The organism is Micromonospora sp. WMMD708, assembly GCF_049315245.1.
Taxonomy (GTDB): domain Bacteria; phylum Actinomycetota; class Actinomycetes; order Mycobacteriales; family Micromonosporaceae; genus Micromonospora; species Micromonospora wenchangensis.
Genome location: NZ_CP186060.1, coordinates 3,517,296 through 3,539,744 on the forward strand (window position 1 = coordinate 3,517,296; position 22,449 = coordinate 3,539,744).

The 22,449-nt window shown below is 73.6% G+C and carries 24 protein-coding genes, 1 pseudogene and 1 riboswitch; of the genes and pseudogenes, 15 read left to right on the top strand and 10 right to left on the bottom strand.

The window, feature by feature from the left end:
• The first annotated feature begins 3 nt into the window (after window positions 1-3).
• From ACN260_RS15490 to ACN260_RS15515, 6 genes are all read left to right on the top strand, one after another.
• Window positions 4-579: a copper resistance CopC family protein gene (locus ACN260_RS15490; RefSeq protein WP_422751789.1), complete on the top strand. Its 576-nt coding sequence runs from the start codon at window positions 4-6 to the stop codon at window positions 577-579.
• A 241-nt stretch (window positions 580-820) separates the two neighbouring features.
• On the top strand, window positions 821-2,287 hold the full coding sequence (locus ACN260_RS15495) for a PepSY-associated TM helix domain-containing protein (RefSeq protein WP_422756728.1): 1,467 nt from the start codon (window positions 821-823) through the stop codon (window positions 2,285-2,287).
• Window positions 2,288-2,390: 103 nt separating this feature from the next.
• Window positions 2,391-2,459, top strand: a riboswitch (cobalamin riboswitch).
• A gap of 60 nt (window positions 2,460-2,519) precedes the next feature.
• The gene (locus tag ACN260_RS15500; protein ID WP_422751790.1) at window positions 2,520-2,723 is read left to right on the top strand and encodes a CbtB domain-containing protein; all 204 of its coding nucleotides are present in this window, start codon (window positions 2,520-2,522) and stop codon (window positions 2,721-2,723) included.
• Window positions 2,714-3,517, top strand: coding sequence for a CbtA family protein (locus ACN260_RS15505; protein WP_422751791.1), 804 nt, complete (start codon window positions 2,714-2,716; stop codon window positions 3,515-3,517). The genes ACN260_RS15500 and ACN260_RS15505 overlap by 10 nt, the downstream gene beginning before the upstream one ends.
• Window positions 3,514-4,122, top strand: coding sequence for a histidine phosphatase family protein (locus ACN260_RS15510; protein ID WP_422751792.1), 609 nt, complete (start codon window positions 3,514-3,516; stop codon window positions 4,120-4,122). Before ACN260_RS15505 ends, ACN260_RS15510 begins: the two co-directional genes overlap by 4 nt.
• A gap of 65 nt (window positions 4,123-4,187) precedes the next feature.
• A complete protein-coding gene (locus ACN260_RS15515) occupies window positions 4,188-4,478 on the top strand; it encodes a TOPRIM nucleotidyl transferase/hydrolase domain-containing protein (protein WP_422751793.1) in 291 nt (96 codons plus the stop codon).
• Here the strand turns inward: ACN260_RS15515 and ACN260_RS15520 are convergent.
• Together ACN260_RS15520 and ACN260_RS15525 are read right to left on the bottom strand one after the other, a co-directional pair.
• Window positions 4,439-5,053, bottom strand: coding sequence for a dihydrofolate reductase family protein (locus ACN260_RS15520; protein ID WP_422751794.1), 615 nt, complete (start codon window positions 5,051-5,053; stop codon window positions 4,439-4,441). The two genes, ACN260_RS15515 and ACN260_RS15520, sit on opposite strands and share 40 nt — an antisense overlap.
• A 106-nt stretch (window positions 5,054-5,159) precedes the next feature.
• Entirely contained in the window at window positions 5,160-5,678 is a 519-nt protein-coding gene (locus ACN260_RS15525) for a GNAT family N-acetyltransferase (protein WP_422751795.1), read from the bottom strand.
• A 190-nt stretch (window positions 5,679-5,868) separates the two neighbouring features.
• Between ACN260_RS15525 and ACN260_RS15530 the strand changes: the two genes are divergently transcribed.
• The 3 genes from ACN260_RS15530 (at window position 5,869) to ACN260_RS15540 (ending at window position 7,944) form a co-directional block, all read left to right on the top strand.
• Entirely contained in the window at window positions 5,869-6,489 is a 621-nt protein-coding gene (locus ACN260_RS15530; protein ID WP_422751796.1) for a hypothetical protein, read from the top strand.
• A gap of 137 nt (window positions 6,490-6,626) precedes the next feature.
• Entirely contained in the window at window positions 6,627-7,139 is a 513-nt protein-coding gene (locus ACN260_RS15535) for a SigE family RNA polymerase sigma factor (RefSeq protein ID WP_422751797.1), read from the top strand.
• Window positions 7,129-7,944, top strand: a complete 816-nt coding sequence (locus ACN260_RS15540; RefSeq protein WP_422751798.1) for a hypothetical protein — start codon at window positions 7,129-7,131, stop codon at window positions 7,942-7,944. The genes ACN260_RS15535 and ACN260_RS15540 overlap by 11 nt, the downstream gene beginning before the upstream one ends.
• Window positions 7,945-7,971: 27 nt before the next feature.
• Here ACN260_RS15540 and ACN260_RS15545 read toward each other — a convergent pair whose 3' ends face one another.
• The gene (locus tag ACN260_RS15545; protein ID WP_422751799.1) at window positions 7,972-8,502 is read right to left on the bottom strand and encodes an adenylate kinase; all 531 of its coding nucleotides are present in this window, start codon (window positions 8,500-8,502) and stop codon (window positions 7,972-7,974) included.
• A gap of 219 nt (window positions 8,503-8,721) precedes the next feature.
• Here ACN260_RS15545 and ACN260_RS15550 point away from each other — a divergent pair, with 219 nt between their 5' ends.
• The 5 genes from ACN260_RS15550 to ACN260_RS15570 are packed head-to-tail and all read left to right on the top strand — an operon-like array spanning window position 8,722 to window position 14,436.
• Window positions 8,722-10,401, top strand: coding sequence for an extracellular solute-binding protein (locus ACN260_RS15550; protein ID WP_422751801.1), 1,680 nt, complete (start codon window positions 8,722-8,724; stop codon window positions 10,399-10,401).
• Window positions 10,398-11,423, top strand: coding sequence for an ABC transporter permease (locus tag ACN260_RS15555; RefSeq protein ID WP_422751802.1), 1,026 nt, complete (start codon window positions 10,398-10,400; stop codon window positions 11,421-11,423). The genes ACN260_RS15550 and ACN260_RS15555 overlap by 4 nt, the downstream gene beginning before the upstream one ends.
• 26 nt (window positions 11,424-11,449) lie before the next feature.
• Window positions 11,450-12,343: a carbohydrate ABC transporter permease gene (locus ACN260_RS15560; RefSeq protein WP_422751803.1), complete on the top strand. Its 894-nt coding sequence runs from the start codon at window positions 11,450-11,452 to the stop codon at window positions 12,341-12,343.
• Between the two features lie 58 nt (window positions 12,344-12,401).
• Window positions 12,402-13,019 (top strand): ABC transporter ATP-binding protein, encoded by a 618-nt coding sequence (locus ACN260_RS15565; protein ID WP_422751804.1) that lies wholly within the window; start codon window positions 12,402-12,404, stop codon window positions 13,017-13,019.
• A 1-nt stretch (window position 13,020) separates the two neighbouring features.
• Window positions 13,021-14,436: a DUF6297 family protein gene (locus ACN260_RS15570; protein WP_422751805.1), complete on the top strand. Its 1,416-nt coding sequence runs from the start codon at window positions 13,021-13,023 to the stop codon at window positions 14,434-14,436.
• Window positions 14,437-14,450: 14 nt separating this feature from the next.
• Here the strand turns inward: ACN260_RS15570 and ACN260_RS15575 are convergent, their stop codons facing one another.
• The 6 genes and pseudogenes from ACN260_RS15575 to ACN260_RS15600 all read right to left on the bottom strand — a co-directional run bounded on the left by ACN260_RS15575 (window position 14,451) and on the right by ACN260_RS15600 (window position 19,899).
• Complete coding sequence (locus tag ACN260_RS15575) at window positions 14,451-16,154, bottom strand: hypothetical protein (RefSeq protein WP_422751806.1); 1,704 nt, start codon at window positions 16,152-16,154, stop codon at window positions 14,451-14,453.
• A gap of 121 nt (window positions 16,155-16,275) precedes the next feature.
• Window positions 16,276-16,788 carry a cellulose binding domain-containing protein gene (locus ACN260_RS15580; protein ID WP_422756729.1) on the bottom strand — a complete coding sequence of 171 codons (513 nt, stop codon included), beginning with the start codon at window positions 16,786-16,788 and terminating at the stop codon, window positions 16,276-16,278.
• Window positions 16,780-17,829 (bottom strand): annotated as a pseudogene (locus tag ACN260_RS15585) (PQQ-dependent sugar dehydrogenase); the annotation flags it as partial. The pseudogene ACN260_RS15585 and the gene ACN260_RS15580, both read right to left, overlap by 9 nt.
• 66 nt (window positions 17,830-17,895) lie before the next feature.
• On the bottom strand, window positions 17,896-18,030 hold the full coding sequence (locus ACN260_RS15590) for a hypothetical protein (RefSeq protein ID WP_422751807.1): 135 nt from the start codon (window positions 18,028-18,030) through the stop codon (window positions 17,896-17,898).
• Window positions 18,031-18,226: 196 nt separating this feature from the next.
• The gene (locus tag ACN260_RS15595; RefSeq protein ID WP_422751808.1) at window positions 18,227-18,766 is read right to left on the bottom strand and encodes a flavin reductase family protein; all 540 of its coding nucleotides are present in this window, start codon (window positions 18,764-18,766) and stop codon (window positions 18,227-18,229) included.
• A gap of 302 nt (window positions 18,767-19,068) precedes the next feature.
• Entirely contained in the window at window positions 19,069-19,899 is an 831-nt protein-coding gene (locus ACN260_RS15600; protein ID WP_422751809.1) for an alpha/beta fold hydrolase, read from the bottom strand.
• A 74-nt stretch (window positions 19,900-19,973) separates the two neighbouring features.
• On the opposite strand from ACN260_RS15600, the gene ACN260_RS15605 reads away from it, so the two are divergent.
• The gene (locus tag ACN260_RS15605; RefSeq protein WP_422751810.1) at window positions 19,974-21,011 is read left to right on the top strand and encodes a sigma-70 family RNA polymerase sigma factor; all 1,038 of its coding nucleotides are present in this window, start codon (window positions 19,974-19,976) and stop codon (window positions 21,009-21,011) included.
• Window positions 21,012-21,058: 47 nt separating this feature from the next.
• On the opposite strand, the gene ACN260_RS15610 is transcribed toward ACN260_RS15605, so the two are convergent.
• Window positions 21,059-22,396 (bottom strand): glycoside hydrolase family 43 protein, encoded by a 1,338-nt coding sequence (locus ACN260_RS15610; RefSeq protein WP_422751811.1) that lies wholly within the window; start codon window positions 22,394-22,396, stop codon window positions 21,059-21,061.
• Window positions 22,397-22,449: the final 53 nt, after the last annotated feature.

Here is a 22,449-nt window from a genome sequence, read left to right on the forward strand (position 1 = left end):
CTGATGACGACCATGTCACCGTCCCACCGGGCCGCCGGCCGGTTCGTCGCCGTGCTGCTGGCCGGCGTCCTGACTTTGTTCGTCGCGGCCACGCCGGCCCGGGCGCACAACGGCCTGCGCTCCGCCTCGCCGGCCCGGGACGCGACGCTGACCCGTGCACCCACCGCGATCACGCTGGAGTTCCTGGCGCGGCTCGACCCGGCACTCACCACCATCGTGCTCACCGACGGGACGAAACGACGCGTCGCCACCGGCGATCCGGTGGTCTCCGGCGCGACGGGGAGCGTCCAGGTGACCGGTCCGCTGCCCAACGGGACGTACACCGTCGCGTACCGGGTGGTCTCCGCCGACGGGCATCCGGTGCAGGGGTCGTACCCGTTCACCGTGGCGGACCCGGCCGGTGCGGCCGCGCCGGAACCCGAGCCACCCGGACCGTCGGCCGGAGCGGTCGCGCCGGCGCGCGGCGGCGGCCGGGCCACCATCGTCGGGGCCACCGTCGTCGCCGTCACCGGCAGCGCGGTGGTCGTCCTGCTGGCGGCAGCCGTGCTGCGTCGGCGACGCCGGTCGCCGCGCCTCTGAGGCCACCCGCCGCCGGTACGCCGCAGGCGCTCGCGGCCCGCAGAACCGTGCCGGCACGCCGCCGGGACGGCCGCTCCCCTGTGGACCGGTGACGTCGCCGTCCCGTCCTGACATGTGCCGGGAACCGCAGGGACGTCCGCTGCGACTACCTCACCGGGCGACGCCGACCGCAGGGACACCGGCTGACCCGCAGACACGGGGCGACCATCGGGTACCTCCCAACACATTCGATCGGATGGATATGTCTGTCACTGAGTTGTCCGAACCGCCGAGGCCGGAACCCGCGCCGTCCGCCGCCCCGCCCGCCCGGCCTACCCGGGGCGGATCCCCGTTCGGCGCGCTGCTGCTGCGGCTGCACTTCTACGCCGGTGTCCTGGTCGCGCCGTTCCTGGTGGTCGCCGCGTTGACCGGGCTCGCCTACACGGTGGCCCCGCAGGTGGACGCCGCGCTCTACGGCGAGGTGTTGACCGTGACACGGGTAGGTGAGCGCCCGGTGCCGGTGGCCGACCAGGTCGGGGCGGCCCGCAACGCCCACCCGGAGGGCAGCGTCAGCGCGGTGCAGCCCGGCACGGGTGACCGGACCACGAGGGTGGTGTTCACGGTGCCGGAGCTGGCGGAGCGGCAGCACACCGTGTACGTCGACCCGTACACCGGCCGGGTGCAGGGGCAGCTCACCACCTGGTTCGGGTCCACACCGGCCACCACGTGGCTGGACGACCTGCACCGCAACCTGCACCTGGGCACGGTCGGCCGGCACTACTCGGAGCTGGCCGCGAGCTGGCTGTGGGTGCTCGCGCTCGGTGGGGTGGTGCTGTGGTGGCGTCGCCGCCGTGCCACCCGGGCAACCGCGCGACACCTGCTCGTACCGGACCTCGGCGCCGCCCGCGGGGTACGCCGGACCCGGAGCTGGCACGCCACCACCGGGATCTGGCTCACCGTCGGCCTGCTGTTCCTCTCGGCCACCGGGTTGACCTGGTCCCGGTACGCCGGGGCGAACTTCGGCGCCGGTCTCGACGCACTCGACGCCCGTGCCCCGCAGTTGTCCACCGCCCTCGCCGCCGGGGAGGTCCCCGCCGACACCGGCGGTGGCCACCACGGTGCCACCGGGGCCGGCGGGGTGGTCGAGTCGGCAGCCTTCGACCGGGTGCTGGCCGCCGCCCGGACGGCCGGGCTGGCCGGCCCGGTCGAGATCGCCCCCGGCGCGCCGGGCTCGGCCTGGACGGTCACCCAGGTCGACAACACCTGGCCGGTGGCCAAGGACCGGGTCGCCGTCGACCCGGCTGCGGGCCTGGTCACCGCCCGCAGCGACTTCGCCGACTGGCCGGTGCCGGCCCAGCTCAGTGGACTCGGCATCCAGGCCCACATGGGGGTGCTCCTCGGTCCGGTCAACCAGATCCTGCTCGCCGCGCTGGCCCTCGGACTGCTCTGCGTCATCGTCTGGGGCTACCGGATGTGGTGGCAGCGTCGGCCCACCCGGGCGGACCGGCGGGCCCGCACCGGTGCCGCGCCGCCCCGGGGTGGCGTACGGGGCCTGCCGTGGCGGGCGGCGCTCGTCGGCGTACCGGTGGTGGCGGCGGTCGGCTGGGCGCTGCCCCTGCTCGGGCTGAGTCTCCTCGCCTTCCTCGCCGTCGACGTCGTCCTGGGGGTGGCGGCCCGACGGCGCCGCCGGGGCACCGCCCCCGACTCACCCGTGCCGGCCGGCGGGTGACGCGCCGAAGCCCGGCCGGCACGTCACTTTCCCGAGGCGACGATTGACCGGCCAGGGGTCGCGCCGTTACGGTCGAACCACTATCTGCGGCGTCGCGAGGTAAGCCGGTGGGAATCCGGCGCGGTCGCGCCACTGTGAGCGGTTCCGTCGTCGACGGGTCCGCGAGCCAGGACGCTCGGTCGTCCGCAGCCTTGCGATGGGGACGCGTCATCCCCGGGAAGGTTCGAATCCCATGTCGAGTCCCACTCCTGCCCAGCCGCTGGTGCACCCCGTCGGGTCCGCCCGTCTGTGGGGGGCGGCCCTGGCCGTCGTCGGCGTACTCCTGCTGCTCACCTACCTGGTCGCGTTCGACCAGGGTGCGGTCTCGCGCAGCGGCATGTTCCTGCACGAGCTGATGCACGACGGCCGGCACCTGCTCGGTGTCCCGTGCCACTGACCCCTGCCCACAACACACCCACCTTCGTCACCGTCCTGATCCGCGGCCTGCTCGCCGGCCTCGTCGCCGGCCTGCTCGCGGGCGGTTTCGGCTACCTCGTCGGCGAGCCGCGCATCGACGCGGCCATCGCGATCGAGGAGGCCGCCACCCACACCGGGCCGGTGGCCGACGACCACCACGCCGACGACCTGGTCGGCCGGGACGGGCAGCGGTTCGGTCTGTTCCTTGCCACCGGGCTGTTCGGGACGGCGATGGGTGGCCTGCTGGCGACCGCGTACGTGCTGCTGCGCCGACGCTTCCCGGCCGCCGACGACGGCCGGTCGGCGTTGCTGCTGGCGGGCGGCGCCCTGCTCGGCGTGGTGCTCGTGCCGTTCGGGAAGTACCCGGCCAATCCCCCGGCGGTCGGCAACCCCGACACCATCGACCAGCGCACCGCCGCCTACCTGGCGTTGGTGGTGCTCGGCCTGGTGGCCGTCTGGGCGGGCACCCTGGGCTACCGCTCGGTCCGCGCCGACGCGCCGCCCTGGCAGCGGTACGCCGCGGCCCTCGGCGGGTTCGCCCTGGTCGCCGGCGTCGGGTACGTCGTCCTGCCGTCCTTCCAGGAGGTCCCGGACGACTTCCCGGCAACGCTGCTGTGGAACTTCCGGCTGGCGTCGCTCGGCACCCAGGTGGTGCTCTGGGTCGCCGTCGGTCTGCTGTTCAGCGCCCTGATGAGCCGACGTCCCGGCGGGCCACGCCCCGACGACCGGGCTCGCGAGCCGCTGACCGGTCAGGGCAGCCCGGCCCACCCGTGACCTCGACCAGCCTGCGGCTGGTCGCCCACGCCCACACCGGCGCGCTGCGGCGGGCGGTGTTCGGCGCGGGCGACGACGACCTGGACGAGGGCGGTCGACAGGCCGCCCTCGCCCTGGCCGGTCACGGGCGGACCGGGCCACTGGGCACGGTGGACACCTGCCTGAGCAGCCCGGCGACCGCGGCGGTGCAGACCGCGTACGCCCTCGGGTTGCGGCCCACCGTCGAGGCCGCGCTGGCCGACTGCGACTACGCCGGCTGGGCCGGACGCAGCCTGACCGACGTCGGGGCGCGGGAGCCCGGGGCGCTGCGCCGGTGGTGGGAGACGCCCGGGGCGACGCCGCACGGCGGGGAATCCCTCGCCGCACTGCGCGACCGGGTCGCCGGCTGGCTCGACGGCCGGCTCGGGCCGGGCCGGCGGATCGTCGCGGTGACCCATCCGATGGTGGTCCGGGTGGCGATCGTGCACGCGCTCGACCTGCCGATGGCAGCCCTGCCCCGGCTGGACGTCGCCCCGCTGGCGGTGGTGCGCCTCAGCCGGTACGGCCCCCGGTGGCAGCTCCGGTTCACCGCGCCGACCGGGCCGCGGGACCCGCACCCGCGATGACCGGCAGGTCCGCCTGCGGCGAATCGGGTGGCGGTAAGGGCCCGCCGCTGGCGAGACTCGGTCCTGTGCCAGAACCGGACCGTTTCCGCGTCGCCGTGCTCGCCCGCCGGCTGGCCGGTGACGAACTGACCACGGTGGTGCTCGTCGAGGGGGTCAGCGACCGTGGCGCGGTCGGGGCGCTGGCCGTACGGCGTGGCCGCGACCTGCCCGGCGAGGGTGTCTGCGTGCTGCCGATCGGCGGTGCGGCGAGCGCCGGCCGGTTCCTGCGGCTGCTCGGCCCGTCGGGTCACGCCGGAGTCGAGGAGTCGGCTCTGGGCTACTCCCCGGCGGCCAACTGCTCCTTGGCCTCGTCGTAGCCGGCCGCCGCCGGTGCGTCGGTCGGCGCGTAGATCACCCGGATCACCCCGGTCGGGTACACCTCGGTCGTGGTCACCCGCAGGTGGTACGGGGCGTCCCCGTCGTCGAACAGCCTGCGGCCCTTGCGCGCCGCCACCGGATGCACCAGCAGCCGCAGTTCGTCGACGAGCCCGGCGGCGAGCAGCTGCTGCACCACGGAGATCGAGCCAGGGATCAGGACACCGCCGACCCCGGGGTCGTCGCGCAGCGCGGTGACGACGTCGACGAGGTCACCGTCGAGTACCTCCGAGTTCCGCCAGGGCAACTCCCTCGCCTGCCGCGTGGCGACCACCTTGCGCAGGTCGCCGAGCTGCTTGGCGAAGGCCGCGTCCTCGCCGCCGGCGGCCTCCCGGTCGGGCCACGCCCCGGCGAAGCTGTCGTAGGTCTCCCGGCCGAACAGCAGCACGTCGGCGGCGTCGTAGTCCGCGCTGACGGCCCGCCCCATGTTGTCGTCGAAGTACGGGAAGTGCCAGTCGGGGTCGATCTCGGCCACGCCGTCGGCCGAGATGAACAGCGTGGAGATGACCTTTGCCATCGGAAGGGTCCCTTCGGGTCGGTTGCCGGACCGGCCCAGCATGCCAAACTTCCCGGTCGGAGACGGCCCATCCCCCGGTGGGCGGTCCGGCCCGTCGTGGCGGACCCTACCCGCGCAGCATGATCCGGTAGCGTCGGGTGGGGCCGGACCGGGTGTTCCCGATGCCTTCGAAGAGGCCGCCGCACCGCTCGATCGTCCGTGCGGAGGCGACGTTGTCGGTCGCGCAGACAACCAGCAGCCGTTCCCGACCGAGTAGCCGCGCCTCGGCGAGCATCCGTCGCACCGCCCAGGTGGCCAGCCCCCGGCGGCGGGCGGAGGGACGGATGCCGTACCCGAGATGGCCGGCCCAGTGCGCCTGTTCGTCGTGTTCGGGGCGCAGCGCGATCCCGCCGAGCACCTGCCCCCGCTCGATGATCCAGCGGTAGGTGCAGGTGTGGTCGGTCGCCCCGGACCGGTCCGGCGGTGGCGTCAGTCGTGCCAGCCAGGCGGCGAACCCGGCCGGCGTGGCCACCTCGTCGGACGGGCGCAGTCCGAAGCCGTCCTCGTGCTGCCCCGGCCCCCATTCCGCGTGCGCTTCCTGCCATGCGTCGCGCAGGTGGGCGGTGGGGGCGATCAGGTCGGGCATCCGCCGAAGGTACCCCCGCCGGACGAGGGGGTGGGCGCACCGACACCGCGGTCCGGTCGCCGGCGGAAAAGATCGTGGCGTGCGGTGAAACCGGGGGGCCGTTCCGGACGTCCTGAGGGGTGAGTCGGGTACCGGCGGCGACCACCGGGCCGGTGCATCGACGGAGATCCCCCACCAGAAGGAGCGGACGATGTCGATGAAACGATGGCTCGCGGGCGTCGGGTTGCTGGCCCTGACCGGCGCGCTGGCGGCCTGCGCCCAGACCCGGCCCGGGGCCGACGCGCCCGGGGCCGAGCCGCAGCGCGAGCCGGCGGCCGTGGCGGTGGGGCTGTCCGCCACCCCGCCGCGCGGGAGTTCCGCCCCGCGCGGGTTCACCGGCACCCGGCAGTACACGATCGTCCGGGTCGGTTCGTTCGAGGGCGGCCTGTCGCTGACCGACTCGGGGCGGTTGGCCGAGGTCGACGACGACCAGGGGCGGCAGCTGTTCGTGCCGACCCCGCTGGGCGGTGGGAAGTACCTGATCAAGGCGTACGCCCGGACCAGTGCCGGCCCGCTGTGCTGGCGGGTGCATAATCCGGGCAACAGCCAGCCGCTGGTGGTGCAGGCCGCCACCTGCCGCACCGACGACGCGCGCCAGCAGTTCGAGATCGTCGCGGCGGCCGGCAGCACGCCGTCGTACCTGATCAGCAGCGCCGGGGCGTTCCTGCGGACCTCCGCGCGCTCCGGTCTCATCCTCGAGGAGTTGGGTGACGCCCCGCCGACGAGCAGTTTCCGGTTCACCGACAACGGGCCGGCACCGGCCGGGCGGTGACGGTGGGCCGGTCGGGTCGGCCGGGGCACGGCCCCGACCGACCCGGCCGGAACGGCCGTGCGACAGGGCGGGGCGGACCCCGGGCCGGGTGGGACGGGAGCAGAGGCGAGCGGGTGGGTGGGTGGAGAGCGTGATCGATGCGTGACGCCGGGGAGTTCGACGCGTTCTACGCCTCGTCGGCCCAGCGGATGCTGGGGCAGGTGTACGCGATGGTCGGCAGCCGTACCGAGGCCGAGGACGCGGTGGCCGAGGCGTACGCCCGCGCCTGGAGCCGCTGGTCGACGGTGCGGGAGTGCGACAGCCCCGAGGCGTGGGTGCGCAAGGTGGCGTACCGGATCGCGGTGAGCGCCTGGCGCAAGACGGTGAACCGGGTGCGGGCCCACCGCCGGGAGGCGGTCGCCCAGCAGGTCGATCCGGTCTCGGTCGATCATGTCGTGCTGGTCGAGGCGTTGCGGCGCATCCCCGGCGAGCAGCGCCGGGCGATCGTGCTGCACCATCTGGTCGGCCTCAGCGTGGCCGAGATCGCCGTGGAGACCCGGGCGAATCCGAACACTGTCAAGACCCGGCTGGCCCGGGGCCGCAGGGGCCTGGCCGAATACCTGAGCGGCGACGAACACCAGACGGCGGCGGGGAGGGGCCATGGGGTCTGACGACATGCTCGACGACGCCCTGCGGGGGCTGGCCCGGCACGCCGGGCAGACCGGTCGGCTCGCCACGGTCGCCGAGGTCCGTCGGCGGGGCGACCGCAGGCGTCGGCAGCGGCACGTGGCGACGGCCGCGGTGGGGGTCGTCGTGCTGGGGGCGCTGGGGGCCGGTTTCGCCGTGGCCCGCCTGGCGGGACCGCCGCAGGCCACCGTGCCCGTCGGCCCGCCCGCCACGACGTCGGCGCCGCCCACGGCGACCCCGTCCACCGGGCCGACGCCGCGTACCCCGGCCACCGGCGGGCCGACGCCCGGGTCGACGGGCACCGCACCGGGCACGCCGCAGGGTTCGGCGACCACCGATCCGTTGCGGCTCGGGCAGCGCCGGTTCGCCCTGGTCCGGTCCGCGGCGGCGGAGGGCGCGGTGTCCCTGCTCGACGACGGCCGGCTCGGTGAGGTCGACGGCGACGAGGGCCGGTCGCTGTTCGTCTTCGTGCCCCAGGGTTCCGGCACCTACCTGGTCCGCACCGCCGAACCGGACGCCGACGGCGACCTGGCCTGCTGGCAGGTCCGGTCGTCGGGTTCCCAGCCGCTCACCGTGGCCGGGGCCCCGTGCGCGCCGACGGAGCCGCGGCAGCTGTTCTCGATCGTGGTCGACGGCACGGCCGGCGGTCAGCGGACCTACGCCATCAGCAACAACTCGGCGTACCTGCAGTACTTCAGCCGTCGCGGGCTGATCCTCGAGGAACTGGGCGACGCACCGCTGACGACGGTGTTCCGGTTCGTCGACAACGGCCCCGCGCCGCAGCGCTGACCCCGGCGGGGCGCGGGTGGGCCGCGCTCACCGCCGGGGCAGGGCGGCCACCCAGCGGTCCAGTTCCGCCGGGGAGTCGAAGCGCAGCACGGGCGGTCCGGTGGGGTCGGCCTGCCAGGCGCGCATGCGGCGGCGGGCCCGGCCGAACGCGCCGACGTGCCAGACCAGGATCGAGTCCCGGGACAGCACGCTGCGCAGCGTCTCCCGGTTGCCGTTGCAGATCACCTCGCCGGTGACCAGCCGGCTGACGGTACGGCGCAGCAACCGCCCGAAGGACCGCCAGCGCGGGTAGTCCAGGGCGACGACCAGGTCGGCGCGGGCCAGTGGCACGTCCCGCCACCCGTGGTAGGCCCCGTCGATGATCCACCGTTCGCCCCGGCAGATCCGGGTGATCCGGTCGCGTTGCTCGGCGACCGGCACCTCGACCCAGCCGGGCAGCCACAGCAGGTCGTCGACGGGGTGCCAGGGCAGGCCCAGCCGGTCGGCCAACTGCGCGGCGAGTGTGGACTTTCCCGCGCCGTACACCCCGTAGACCAGGATGCGGGACGGTGCGCTCATCCGGGCAGCCTACGCAGCCGGTACGGGGTCCGCACGGTGCGCCCGGGGCGGCCCGGCGCGACGGTCGCCGGGCTCGGGCGGCCGGTCGTCGGTCGGCACGGCGGGCGTCGATGCCTCTTGTCGGAATCTCCCGCCGTCCATTAGTTTGTTTAACATCCAGACCAACTAGCTCCACTTCCACCTGCGAATCCACCACCAGCCCTTTCCAAGGGGGGACCGATGACACCCCAGCAACCCGGCTCGAAGGCCTCGCGCCGCCACTTCCTCGGCCTGGTCGGCCTCGGCACGGCCGCCATCGCCGGCGGCCCCCTGCTCGCCGGGTGCTCCGAGAAGCCGGCCGGCTCCGGTGCCGCGCAGAACCTGGACGCGTACGCCAACCTGCTGCCGACGCAGAAGGACCTCGCCCAGAGCATCAAGCCCGACATCATCGGCACCCGGCCGGTGCCCGACGGCTACACGAAGTACCCGACCTCGCTGGTCGACGCGATCACCGAGCGGCCCGGCACCAGCGGCAAGGAGATCACCGCGATGACCCCGGCCTGGGGCCCGGCCCCACCCGGGGTCGCCCAGAACGCCTACCTCCAGGCGGTCAACGCCGAGCTGGGCACGCCGGTGAACTTCACCATCCAGGACGGCAACACCTACGCCGACAAGCTCAACGCGATGCTCGGCGCGCGGGACGTCCCGGAGCTGCTCTGCGTGCCGGGTTGGGAGGTGCAGAAGATCCCGCGCTTCTCCGAGGCGATCAAGGTGCTCTTCGAGGACCTCACCGACTACCTCAAGGGCGACGCGGCCAACGCGTACCCGATGCTGGCCTCGTTCCCCACCGGCGCCTGGCGCAACTCGCTGTGGAACGAGCGGCTGATGGCCGTGCCCAACCCGACCGACGGGCCCTTCCCCTGGGCGTTGTTCACCCGCAAGGACCTGCTCGACGCGCGCGGCCTGGCGGTGCCGGCGTCACTCGACGACCTGCTCACCGTGGCCAAGCAGGTCACCGACCCGGCCAAGAAGGTGTGGGCGTTCGACAACGTCTTCGAGATGATCCAGATGTACCACAAGGTGCCGGCCTCCAAGCAGGGCTGGCGGCTGAAGGCCGACGGGACCCCGGAGTTCAAGTACGAGACCCCGGAGTACCGGCAGGCCCTGGAGGTGATGGCCAAGATCTACAAGGACGGTCTGGTCCACCCCGAGATCGTCGCCAGCAAGGGCGCGGACAACGTCCAACTGTTCGCCAAGAACGGCGCGATCGTCTTCTCCCGCAACGGGGTGGGCTTCTGGCAGGGCGCCCAGGCCGAGCACCAGAAGGTCAACCCCAAGCTGAACATCCAGCCGGTGCCGGTCTTCTCGGCCACCGGCGGTGACCCGCTGGTCTGGGGTGACGACGAGCCAATCTCCTTCACCTTCGTCAAGAAGGGACTCGGCAAGGAGCGGGTCGAGGAGCTGCTGCGGATCATGAACTGGTGCTCCGCGCCGCTGGGCTCGCAGGAGGCGCAGCTGCGCGACTACGGGGTGGCGGGCAAGCACCACACCAGCACCCCGAACGGGCCGGTCAAGACCGACCTGGCGTTCAAGGAGATCGCCAACCAGTACTTCTTCATCAGCGGGCGCAACCCCACCATCGGCCCGTACCCGGAGACCCCGAACTACGTGCCGGACCTCCTGAACTACTCCAACGCCATGGTGAAGTTCCTGGAGAAGGACCCCTGGGACGGGGTGAAGCTGGAGATGCCGGCCGCGTACAAGGCCAACCAGGTGCCCACCGAGGACAAGTTCACCGACCTCCTGCGCGGCCGCCGGCCGCTGTCCGACGTCGACGCCATCGTGCAGGAGTGGAAGGCCAACGGGGGCGAGGAAGCGCGGGAACTGCTCGCCAAGTCCCTGCCCAAGGCCGGGCGATGACCACTCGCGACACCACCGTCGCGGCCGGGTCCGACCGGACCCGGCCCGACGGGCCCACCGGGACGCCACGTGGGCGCCGTCCCGCCCGCCGTCGCCGGGTGCCGCTGCGCACCCGGCTCGCCCGGGACTGGCAGCTGCTGGTCATGGTGACGCCCGGCTTCCTCGTCCTGCTGGTCTTCAGCTACCTGCCGATCCTGGGCAACGTCATCGCCTTCCAGGACTACAACCCCTACCTGGGCGACAACCCGTTGCAGGCGTTCGTCCGCAGCAACTGGATCGGCTTCGGGCAGTTCCAGCTGCTGTTCGAGGACTCGGCCTTCTGGGAGGCGTTGCGCAACACCCTGGCGATCACCGCGTTCCAACTGGTGTTCTTCTTCCCGCTGCCGATCTTCCTGGCGATCATGCTGCACAACCTGCTGTCCCGCCGGTGGCGTGGTTTCGTGCAGACCGTCGTCTACCTGCCGCACTTCTTCAGCTGGGTGCTCGTGGTCAGCTTCTTCGTCGCCATGCTCGGCGGCGCCGGCCTGCTCGCGCAGACCATGCGCGACGCCGGCATGCAGCCGTGGAACGTGATGACCAACCCGGACACCTTCATCATCCTGGTCACCGCCGAGGCGGTCTGGAAGGACGTCGGCTGGGGCACCATCGTCTTCCTCGCCGCGCTGTCCACCATCGACCCCAGCCTCTACGAGGCGGCGGCGGCCGACGGCGCCGGCCGGTGGCGGCGGCTGTGGCACATCACCCTGCCCGGCCTGCGCCCGGTGATCGTGCTACTGCTCATCCTGCGGCTGGGCGACGCCCTCTCGGTCGGCTTCGAACAGTTCCTGCTGCAACGCGACGCGGTGGGCCGGCAGGCCGCCGAGGTGCTCGACACGTTCGTCTACCACTTCTCCATCGCCACCGGGAACTACGGCTACGGCGCGGCGGCCGGCCTGTTCAAGGCGGCGATCGGGCTCGGCCTGATCCTGGCCGCCAACCGGGTCGCCCACCTGCTCGGCGAACGGGGGATCTACTCGAAATGACCACCACCGTCGCACGGAGGGCCCGGGTGGGGCGCGACCGCCGGCCGGTGTGGGAGGAGCCACCGACCCGGATCGGCCAGGGGCTCAAGGCCACCTTCCTGGCCCTGCTCGTGCTCAGCGTGCTCTTCCCGCTCTGGGTGATCCTGGTGACCAGCCTGTCCTCCCGGGAGACCCTCGCCGAGGCCGGCGGCCTCGTGGTCGTCCCCCGGGGCATCGACACCGCGGCCTACGAGACGATCTTCGCCGGTGGGGCGGTCACCCGGGCCCTGTGGATCAGCACGCTGGTCACCGTCATCGGCAGCGCGCTGGCGTTGACCGTGACCGTGCTGGCCGCGTACGGGCTGTCCCAGCCGCGTTCGTTCGGCTACCGCTGGCTGCTGGTCTACTTCCTGATCCCGTTCCTGGTCTACCCGCCGCTGGTGCCGAAGTACCTGGTGGTGACCGGGCTGGGCCTCAAGGACACCATCTGGGCGCTGATCCTGCCGCCGGCGATCAGCGTGTTCAACCTGGTCGTGGTGCGGGGCTTCTTCCAGGGCATCCCGCAGGAGCTGCTGGACAGCGCGCGGGTCGACGGGGCCAGCCACTTCCGTACCCTGCTGCGGATCGTGCTGCCGTTGTCCCGGGCGGTCATCGCCGTGGTGGGACTGTTCTACGCGGTGAGCTACTGGAACGTCTGGTTCGACGCGCTGCTGTTCATCGACCGCAACGACATGTACCCGATCCAGCGGGTGTTGCAGAGCTACCTGCTGGCCGGGCAGGCCCCGCACACCTCCGGCGGCACCACCGGGGTGTCGATGCCGCCGACCGAGGCGATCAAGATGGCGGTGGTGGTGCTCACCGTCGCCCCGATCGTCGCGGTCTACCCGTTCATCCAGCGGCACTTCATCAAGGGCGTGCTGATCGGCGCCGTGAAGGGCTGACCGCTGCGGCGGGGTCGGGTCGGCGGGGGTGCCGGCCCGCGTGCGACAGTGGGCGCTTGTGAGCACCCTTGCCGTACGCGGGCTGACCCGCCGGTTCGGCGCGCTGGTCGTCCTCGACGACGTGCGCTTCCAACTCGACGCGGGTCAGATAGCCGTCGTCGTCGGGCCCAACGGCTCCGGCAAGACCACCCTGCTGCGCTGCGTCGTCGGGGCGGACCGCGCGGACGAGGGCGAGGTCCGGCTCGACGGCTGGCGCTGCGACGAGACCGACCCCCGGGTCCGGGCGGCGGTCGCCGCCGCCCTCGACGACATCGACTTCTTCCCCGACCTGTCCGTCGTCGAGCACCTCGAACTGCTCGCCTACGCCCATGGCGGCACCGCCGAACCCGTCGCGGAGGTGCTCGCCGAGCTGGGTCTCGAACCGGCCCGCGACCAGCTTCCGGCGACGCTGTCCAGCGGGCAGCGCCGCCGCCTCGCCCTCGCCTCCTGCTTCGTGCGTCCGCGCCGGCTGCTCGTCCTCGACGAGCCGGAGCAGCGCCTCGACGTGCGGGGCCGGGCCTGGCTGGCGCAGCGGCTGCTGCGGGAGAAGGCGGCCGGCACGGCGGTGCTGATGGCGTCGCACGACACCGAACTCATCGACGCGGTCGCCGACCGGCGGATCGAGATCGGCGGTTGAGGTGACGTCGACCAGGACCTTCCCGCCCCCGGTGGTCGCGCCCACGCCCCGGCAGTTGCGGGCCCGGCTGCGCCAGGCCCGCCGCCGGCACCATCCCGTTTCGCTGGGCGAGGTGCTCACCGACGCCTACGTCGTGGTCCTGTTCGTCGCCCTGTACGGCTGGTTCGCGGTCGCCGCGATCCGCGACCACCTGGCCGCCCCGCAGGTCGCCCGGACCGACCCCGGCGACAGGTACTGGATCGCCGTGGCCGCCGTGACGGCGGCGGCCGGGCTCGTCTGGTGGGGCCTGCGGCTGACCGGGCCGCTGCTGGTCACCCCGGCGACCCAGGCCTGGCTGGTCAGCTCCCCGGTGGACCGCCGGGCGTGGCTGCTCCCCCGGTTCGGCGGCCTGGTCGGCGGCGGCACCGTCGGTGTCGGACTGCTGGCGGTGGCCGCCGCGTACGCCGGTGGCCGCGACCGCCCCGCCGACCTGGCCTGGGCGGCACTGGCCGGCCTCACCTGCGGGGCCGCCGCGACCGCATGGGCCGTCATCGCCCAGGGCACGGCCCCCACACCCCGCTGGGCGGGACGGCTCGGTGTCGGCCTGTCCGCCGCCGGGGCGACGATCGCGGTGCTGGTGGTGCTCGGGCACGCCGCCGGATGGTCCCTCCCGCTGCCACCGGTGCCGCTCACCCCCGTCGTCGGCCAGATGCTGCTGCCGGTCGCGCTGGGGGCGACCGTCAACGCGTACCGGCGGCTGCCCCGGGTCGACCGGGCGGCGCTGACCACCGGGGCGCAGTTCGCCAACGCCGCCACCACCGCCGCCGTGCTGCTGGACCCGTCGCTGCTCGCCGCGCTGGTGGAGAGCCGCCGGTGGCGCGCGGTCGGCCTGGTGCGCGGCCGGCCCCTGCGGGCCGGCGGCCGGTTCGCGGTGCTGCTGCAGGCGGAGGTACGCCGGCTGTCGCGCCGTCGGGGCGCCCTCGTCGGCTGGGCCGGGGCACTGCTGGCCATGTACGCCGTCGCGGTGGCGTTGCCGTCGATCGCGGGTCCCGCGCACCTGGTCCTGGCGTACCTGTCGACCGGTCGGCTCACCGGCGGGCTGCGCGCGGTGAGCCGGTCGGCGGGCCTGCGGCGGTCCCTCGGCGGCAACGACACGCTGCTGCGGCTGACGCACCTCGTCGTGCCGGGCGTCGGCGCCACCGTGTGGTACCTGGCCACCCTGCCGGCGCTGCGGCCGGTGCCCGTCCCGCTCGACGCGGTGCTGCTGCTCGGGGTGGTGACGGCCGCCTTCTGGGCCGGCACCCGCCCAGCCATGCGGTACGGCGGGGCGATGGTCAACACCCCGTTCGCGATGGTGCCCGTCGACCTGGTCCGCCAGGTGCTGCGCGGCCCGGACCTGGTCGCCGTGCTGGTCGTCGTCCAACTGCTCGCGGGGTGACGGCGGCCTGGCGCTCAGCGGGCCGGCAGGCAGACCTTCCCGGTGAACGCCGGGTCGGGTTGCCGGTTGCCCGCCCAGGCAGGGTTCGCCGCGATCAGCAACGGCGGCGCCTGCCAGGCGGCGGCGAAGCTCTGCATCAGCGGGTACTCGGCCCGGGTGTGGGCGATCGGCTCGCCGAGCAGGAAGTCGATCAACCGGTCCTGGAGCAGCCTGCGGTCCAGCAGGCCACCGTGCACGCCGGGGATCTGGTAGACCGGAATCCGGCTGTACTCCCCCGGTGGCGCCTCGGTGGCCGTCGCGGTGGGCAGGAAGGCGACCATCCGCACCCCGGGTACGGGACACATCAGCTGGTTGCGGTAGAACGGCGCGTCGTCGAGCAACGACCGGATGAACGGCTCGTCGGGGCCGCCGCCGACGTCGGCGAGCCCGAAGATGGCCCGCAGTTGCCAGCCGGTGACCACCCCCCACCCCTCGTCGTGGTGCGGGGGAGGGTAGTAGGCCCGGCCGGCGTAGATCAACGGGCTGAACATGACGAGGATGTCGACCGTCGGGTCGTGCCGACGGGCCAGATAGGTGCGGGCCACCATCGCCCCCTCGCTCTCCCCGATCAGGGCCACCCGCCGTCCGGTGCGCCGGTGCAGCAGCTCCACCTGCCGGGTGAGCAGCGCCACGCTGTCCGCCATCGACCGGGTGGTGTCCACCGACCGGTACGCGAGCGGCTTCCCGTCGGGGTCGAGCCCCCGGTAGGAGAACCGCTGCACCCGGGGATCGGACGGCTGCTCACCGCCGTAGTCCGAGCCGTAGCCGGTGAGCACGATCACCGCGTGGGTGACCGCGGCGGGCAGCGGTCGTTCCAGCACCGCCGCCCTGATCCACTGCTCGTTGCCCGGGACCAGCTCGGTCACCGGCGGGATGACCAGCGGCACGGCGACGGCCAGCAGCGCCGCCAGCGGGGTCACCGGCACCCGTGCCCAGCGCAGCCGCGAGGGCAGCAGCGCCGCCCGCACGGTCCGGTTCCACAGCACCCCGTTGAGCGCCCCCGCCACCCCGGCCACGGGCACCGTCCACCAGCCGGGTGCCGCCCAGCACAGCGCGCCGGCCACGGTGAGCACCACGAAGTTCAGCAGCGACCAGCCGACCAGCGAGATCGACGGCAGCCCCCGCCACCAGTGCTCCACCACGGCCACCCGTTGCAGGAACGGCGCGAGCAGGAACATCGGCAGCAGCGACGCCAGCAGCACCCAGGACAGGGCGACCACCGACGCCGCCACCGAGATCGCCGCCCAGGGTGCGACGAACCCGCCGACCAGCACGCCGAGCACGACGTTGCGACGCAGCAGCCAACCCAGTGACGGGCGGGGCATCCCGACCGGCCAGGCCAGCAGCACCAGGCCGGTGGTGAACAGGCCCCGGGCTACCAGCACGTAGGTCAGCCAGAGCGCGAACTCCCACCACGACCGGTGGTAGACGTAGAGCCACCGCAGGTCGTGGTACGTGTCGTACGGCCACAGGGCGGTCAGCTGCGGGGGGATGCCCTGGGCGGCCCGGAACCCGAGGGCGACCAGCACGGTGGCCTCGATCATCGGCACCAGGCTGGTCACCAGCAGCAGCCCGACGAACCTTCGGTTCAAGACCACCCCGTTCCGCCGTACCGTGCGCGATCGCGTCTCTCGCAGGCTCCACCGGAACGACGGCCGGCGTCGGCGAATCCGGCACATTGCCCCGGTTCGACCGACGCCGGCGCGTACGGCGACGACGCGACCAGGTCACCCGGACGGGTCCGGGTGACGCGGCGGACGGCGGCCGGTCCGGGGTGCCCCGGACCGGCCGCGGCGCGGATCACTGGACCAGGCAGACGCCTCCGTTGAACTGGAAAGCGGCCGGACGCGGGTTGCTCGCACCGAAGGTGCCCTGGACGCCGAAGCTGACCGTGCCGCTCTGCGGCACGCTGCCGTTCCAGGCGGCGTTACGGGCGGTGACCGCGGAACCGGACTGGGTGACCTGCGCGTTCCAGGCGTTGGTGATCCGCTGGTCGGCGGCGAAGGACCAGGTCAACGTCCAACTGGTGACCGGGAATCCCAGATTGGTGATCGACACCTCGGCGGTGAACCCGCCGTTCCACTGGTTGGGCTGCCAGATGACCCGGCAGGAGACGGGCGGCGGGGTGCCCGGCGTCGTGGGCGGAGGCGGCGTCGTCGGCGGGGGCGGCGTCGTCGGCGGGGGCGGCGTCGTCGGCGGGGGCGGCGTCGTCGGCGGGGGCGGCGTCGTCGGCGGGGGCGTGGTGGGCGGAGGCGTCGTCGGGGGCTGGGTGGTGGGTGGCGGGGTGGTGTCCTTCGGCGGGAAGCGCAGGATGCGGTCGTCGGTCGACGCCGGGGTGCCACGCCCGTCCCGGTTGCTGGTGGTGACCCAGAGCCAGCCGTCCGGCCCGTACTCGACGGTGCGCAGGCGGCCGTAGGCCCCGGTCAGCTCGGCGGTCGGGGTGCCGACCCCGCCGGTGCCGGTGAGCGGCACGGTCCACAGCCGGGTGCCGCGCAGGGCGGCGACGAAGAGCCGGTTGCCGGCGACCGCCGCGCCGCTCGGGGACGCCTCGGCGGTCGTCCAGACCAGCAGCGGGTCGCGGAACCGGGGATCGTTGGCCCGGCCCTCGACCGTGGGCCAGCCGTAGTTGCCGCCGGGCACGATGAGGTTGACCTCGTCCCAGGTGTTCTGCCCGAACTCGGCGGCGTAGAGCCGACCCTGGGCGTCCCAGGTCAGGCCCTGCACGTTGCGGTGTCCGAGGCTGTAGACCAGGGAGCCGGCCGTCGGGTTGTCCGACGGTGCGGACCCGTCCGGCCGCATCCGGAGGATCTTGCCGTTGCGGCTCTGCGGGTTCTGCGCGTTGGCGGTCTGTCCCGCGTCACCGACCCCGGCGTAGAGCATCCCGTCCGGGCCGAAGGCGATCCGGCCGCCGTTGTGGATGGTGGAGCGGGCCAGCCCGGTGAGGATCGGCTCCTGGTTCTGCGGGGCGCTGAGCCGGAACCGGACGATGCGGTTGTCGGTGGTGGTGGTGAGGTAGACGTATACGTAGCCGTCCTGGGCGTATCCCGGGGAGACCGCGAGGCCGAGCAGGCCGCCCTCGCCGCTGGCGCTCACGCCGGAGATCTGCGCCACCTGCTCCGGCGCCTGCCCGGGACGGACCCGCACCACCTGGCCGGAGTTGCGCAGCGCGGTCAGGGCGCTGCCGTCGGGCAGGAAGTCCATCCCCCAGGGCACGGTCAGACCGGTGGCGACCACCTGGGGGCGGGTGAAGTCGAAGTCGCCGACGGCCAGGGTCGTGGCGGCCGGTGCCGGGTCGGCCGGCGCGGCCCCGGCGAGCGTGGCGGTGCCGACGCCGGTGGCCGCCAACCCCGCCATGACCGCTGCCGCCACCATCGAACGGACTCTCACGTCGGGCACCTCCAGAGCAGTGAGTGACTTGCGTCAATATATCCCGACCTCGGGGAAAGCCGCAGTGGTGGACGAACCCGACGCCCGCCGGTGGAACCCCCGCTCGACCCGGCGGGCCAGGTCGACGGTGTGCCGTAGCGCGTCGGCGACGGTCCCACCGGCGGGCACCGGGGAAAGGTCGGGCACGGACAGGGCGGTCGTTGGCGTGGGTCGCCCCGTTTCTGCTCAGCGCGGTGGCGTCGGCGGTTCCCCGGTCATCGCGGCCCGCAGGGTCACCGCGTCCGGGTCGTCGGGGTGCCACCGGCAGACGGTGACCGGTCCAGGCAGTCGGTTTCGTCGGATCGGGATGCCGGGATCGCGCCCGTCAGGCGGCGGGCCGACGGGGGACGCCGTCCAGGCCACCGGGCAGGCCGGCGTAGCGGCCCCGGTGGTAGAGCAACGGCGACCCCATGTCGGCGTGCCGCACCAGTTCCGGCTCGGCGAGCACGATCGCGTGGTCGCCGACCGCCACCCGCTCGACCACCCGGCAGAGCAGCCAGGCCAGGGTGTCGTCGAGGATCGGCACCCCCTCCGGCCCGGCCTGCCACCGGGTCGGCGCGGCGAACCGGTCGATGCCGCTGGTCGCGAACGTACGCGCCAGGTCCTGCTGGTGGTGGGCGAGCAGGTGCACCGCCACGTGCCGGCTGCGGGCCACCGTGGGCCAGCTCGACGCCCCGAGGTTCAGGCAGAACGAGACGATCGGCGGGGCCAGCGACACCGAGGTGAACGAGGTGGCGGTGAAGCCGACCGCCGGGGCACCGGGGGCGGTGACCACCACGACGGTGCTGGCCTGGTGGCGCAGCAGCGTACGCAGGGTGTCGGCGTCGGCCTCGACCGGCGGTGGACGATGGTCGGACTCGGTCATCGCAGGGCCTCCCGCACGGGGGTCGAAGGGTCACGGCGGCACGGCGGACGCCGCGCGGGCCTGAGGAACCGTCCCCTGCCGGCGGCGGTGGCGGCCAGCGCTGTGGTGCGGCGACCGCAGCCGGTCAGGCGGCGGGGGACGGCCCGGGACACCGCTGGGCGGCGACCCGCATCAGGTCGACGACCCGGCGGGAGGTGAACAGCCGGACGAGCAGCACCGGACCAGTTTCCTATCGAATCGATAGGATTTCAAGCCCCGCCCCCGTAGGCGGGCCACCCCGGCCGCCCGCCGTCACCCCACCGTCACCCGGCGATGACCTCCCGCAGCCGGACGGCGAAGCCGGCCGGGTCGTCGGTGAAGCCGATGTGCCCGCCGGGGAACATGGTGGGCGGCACGCCCAGCGCGGCGGCCAGCGCACGGGAGCTGCGGTCGCACAGCTCCCCGGCCGACTCCTCACCGAGGCCGACCAGCACCCGGGTCGGGCCGTCGCGCAGGGCGGCGACGTCCGGCTGGTAACGGGTCGTGCCGCGCAGCGTGTGCAGGTACTGGTAGCGCTCGTCGGCGGCGTCCTGCGGGTCGGGTTCCTGGCCGAACATGCCCTGGATCATCTCCTCGGGCATGACGATGTTGGCGGTGGCGAGGAACTTGCGCCAGGCCCCCAGCCGGTCCCCCCGCCGGTAGGTGGCGATCATGTCGTCCTCCCGGGCGAGCAGGTCGTCGCGGTCGTCGAGCAGCAGCAGCAGCGGCGGCTCGTGGGCGATCACGGTGTGCGCCGCCTGCGGGTGCGCCTGGGCGAGCGCCAGCACGGTGACCGCGCCGCCGCTGGAGCCGAGCACCGTCGCCGGGCCGGCGTCGAGGTGGGCCAGCAGCCGGGCCAGGTCGTCGGCGCGCAGTTCGGGCGTGGAGTCCTGCTCGGGGTCGTGCAGTCGGCTGCGACGGATACCACGCGGGTCGGTGGTGAGCACGGTGTGGTCGGTGGCGAGCAGGTCGGCCAGCGGGGCGAACGCCCGGGCGTCCATCGGGGCGGCGACCAGCGCCACCAGGGGCCCCTGGCCGCGTACCTCGAAGTGCAGGGTGCCGTCGGGGACGGCCAGGGTGGCGGTGGTCACCGGGACGGTGGTGGAACTACTCATGATCGGGTCCTCCGGGTCGTGACGTGCGGCTCGTACACGGTGCAGACTCCCGGCGTGGGGCAGAATCGTCGGTCGTGAGCAGGATTCTCGCCGAGATCACGGCCGACGACCACGCCGCGACGCTGACCCGGGCCCGGGGCGGGGACGACGCCGCGTTCACCGCGCTGGTCGCGCCGCTGCGACCGGAACTGCACGCACACTGCTACCGGATGCTGGGTTCCCCGCACGACGCCGACGACGCGTTGCAGGAGGCCCTGCTGCGGGCCTGGCGGGCGCTACCCCGGTTCGAGGGGCGCAGCTCCCTGCGGACCTGGCTCTACACCGTCGCCACCCGCACCTGCCTGGACCTGGCGACCGGGCGGGGGCGGCGGGCGTTGCCGGTCGACCTGGGGCCGGCCAGCGAACACGCCGTGCCGGGCGACGTCGCCGCCGACCACGTACGGTGGCTCGGCCCGTACCCCGACGCCGCCCTGGCCGCCGGCCCGGCCGCCCCGGACGTCCGCTACGAGCAGCGGGAGGCCGTCGAGCTGGCGTTCGTCGCCGCGCTGCAGCACCTGCCCGGCAACCAGCGGGCCGCGCTGCTGCTGTTCGACGTGCTCGGCTTCACCGCCGCCGAGATCGCCGCCATGACGGGAACCTCCGCCGGGTCGGTCAACTCGGCGCTGGCGCGGGCCCGTCGGGTCGTCGCCGAGCGGGTGCCCGCCCGCAGCCAGCAGCAGGCGCTGCGGACCCTCGGTGACGCCCGGCTGCGGGAGGTGGCCGCCGGCTACGCCACCGCGCTGGAGAACGGCGACGCCGACGCCCTGGTCGCCCTGCTCACCGAGGACGTCACCTGGTCGATGCCGCCGCTGCCGCACTGGTACGCCGGCCGCGACGCGGTGCTGGACTTCGCCCGGGCGATGCCGTTGGGCAGCTGCGGCAGCTGGCGGCACGTGCCGGTCGCCGCCAACGGCCAGCCGGCGGTGGCCAACTACCTGCGCACGGGCGACACCGGCCCCTACCTGCCGTGGTCGATCACGGTGCTGACGGTGCGCGACGGCCGGATCGCCGAACTCGTCTCGTTCCTCGACACCACCCTGTTCCCGACGTTCGGCCTACCGGCCACCCGCTGACGGCCGGTGGGCGTGACTCCCACCCACCGGCCGACACGTCGGCCCGCTCAGGCCAGCGGCGCGGTGAGGGTGTACGAGGCGTCCCCGGCGAAGGTGCTGCCGGCGGCGTACGGGTCGACCCGCAGCACGTAGTCGTAGTGGCGCAGGTAGCGGCCGGGATGGTTCCACGACTCGAACGAGTAGCTGCCACCCCCGGCCAGCCCGGTACGGCTGCAGAAGGTGGCGTCCCCGGCGAAGACGGCGCTACCGTCGTTGCCGGCGAGCCGCATCGTGAAGTCCCAGTGCCGCAGGTAGGAGCCGTTGACCGCGCGGAACGAGTAGCAGGAGGCGTTGGCGAGCCCGGCGACGATCTGGAAGGTGGCGTCCTGCCGGTCAGCCAGCGCGCTGCCACTGCCCAGAACGTCGATGCGGGCGACGTTGTCACGGTGACGGACGTAGCGGTCGGGGAAGTTCGCCGAGCGCAGCGAGCGGCTGCCGGTGGGCGGGGCGGAGTTGTCCCCGACGCTCTCCCGCAGCACGGTGAAGTGCCGCACCGTGCCGGACAGCCCGGCCAGTTCGGTCTTGCCGGTGAAGCCGTACAGGTCGCTGCTGTCGGCGGAGTAGTAGCGGCCGGCGCCGTACTGGTCGAAGTAGATGCGCCACCGGTTGTCGGGCAGCCGGACCAGGGCGGGGCCTTCGAGGCCGGAACCCCAGCCGGCCCAGTTGCCGGTGCCGACCCAGCTCCACGGGCCGGTCAGCGCGGGGGCGGTGGCGTGCTCGATGTACTTGGTGGTCTCGTTCTTCATGAAGTTGTGGTAGGTGTTGCCGACCTTGACGATGAAGCTGTCGATGTGGTTGGTGCCGATGCCGTTGAGCGCCGCCGGTGCGCTCCACGCCGACAGTGCGGCGTTCGTCGCGGTGATCCGGTAGGGCTGGAACTGCCCGGCGGTGCCGGTCTGCGAGACGGACACGACGATGTGCACGCTGCCGTCGCTGTCGACGAACCACTCGGGGGCCCAGGTGCTGCCGTTGGCCGGCGCGACGCCGATGGTGACGTTGCGCTGGAACGTCCAGGTCAGGTAGTCGCTGCTGCGGGCGATGCCGATGGTGTTGCCGGTCCAGCCGGTGGTGTAGACGAGGTAGTAGTAGCCGTCGGTGTGCCGGATGACGCTCGGGTCGCGGACCAGCCCGGACGGCGGGGTGTAGGCGTTGGCCCGTTGGAGGGTGAACCGGGTGGCGTCGGCCGAGTCGTAGACGTACATGTTGGATTCGCTGCTGTTGGTGAACGCGGTCATCAGGTAGTGCGGGACCGGCCCGGCGGCGTTGGCCCGCGCCGGCCCGGCGACCAGCAGGCCACCGAGCACGCAGAGCACCGCCGCCAGAGCGCCGTAGCGGAGACGTCCCATCGACACACCTCTCTCTATAAATAGATGGTTGTCATCCTGCACTATTGCCAACG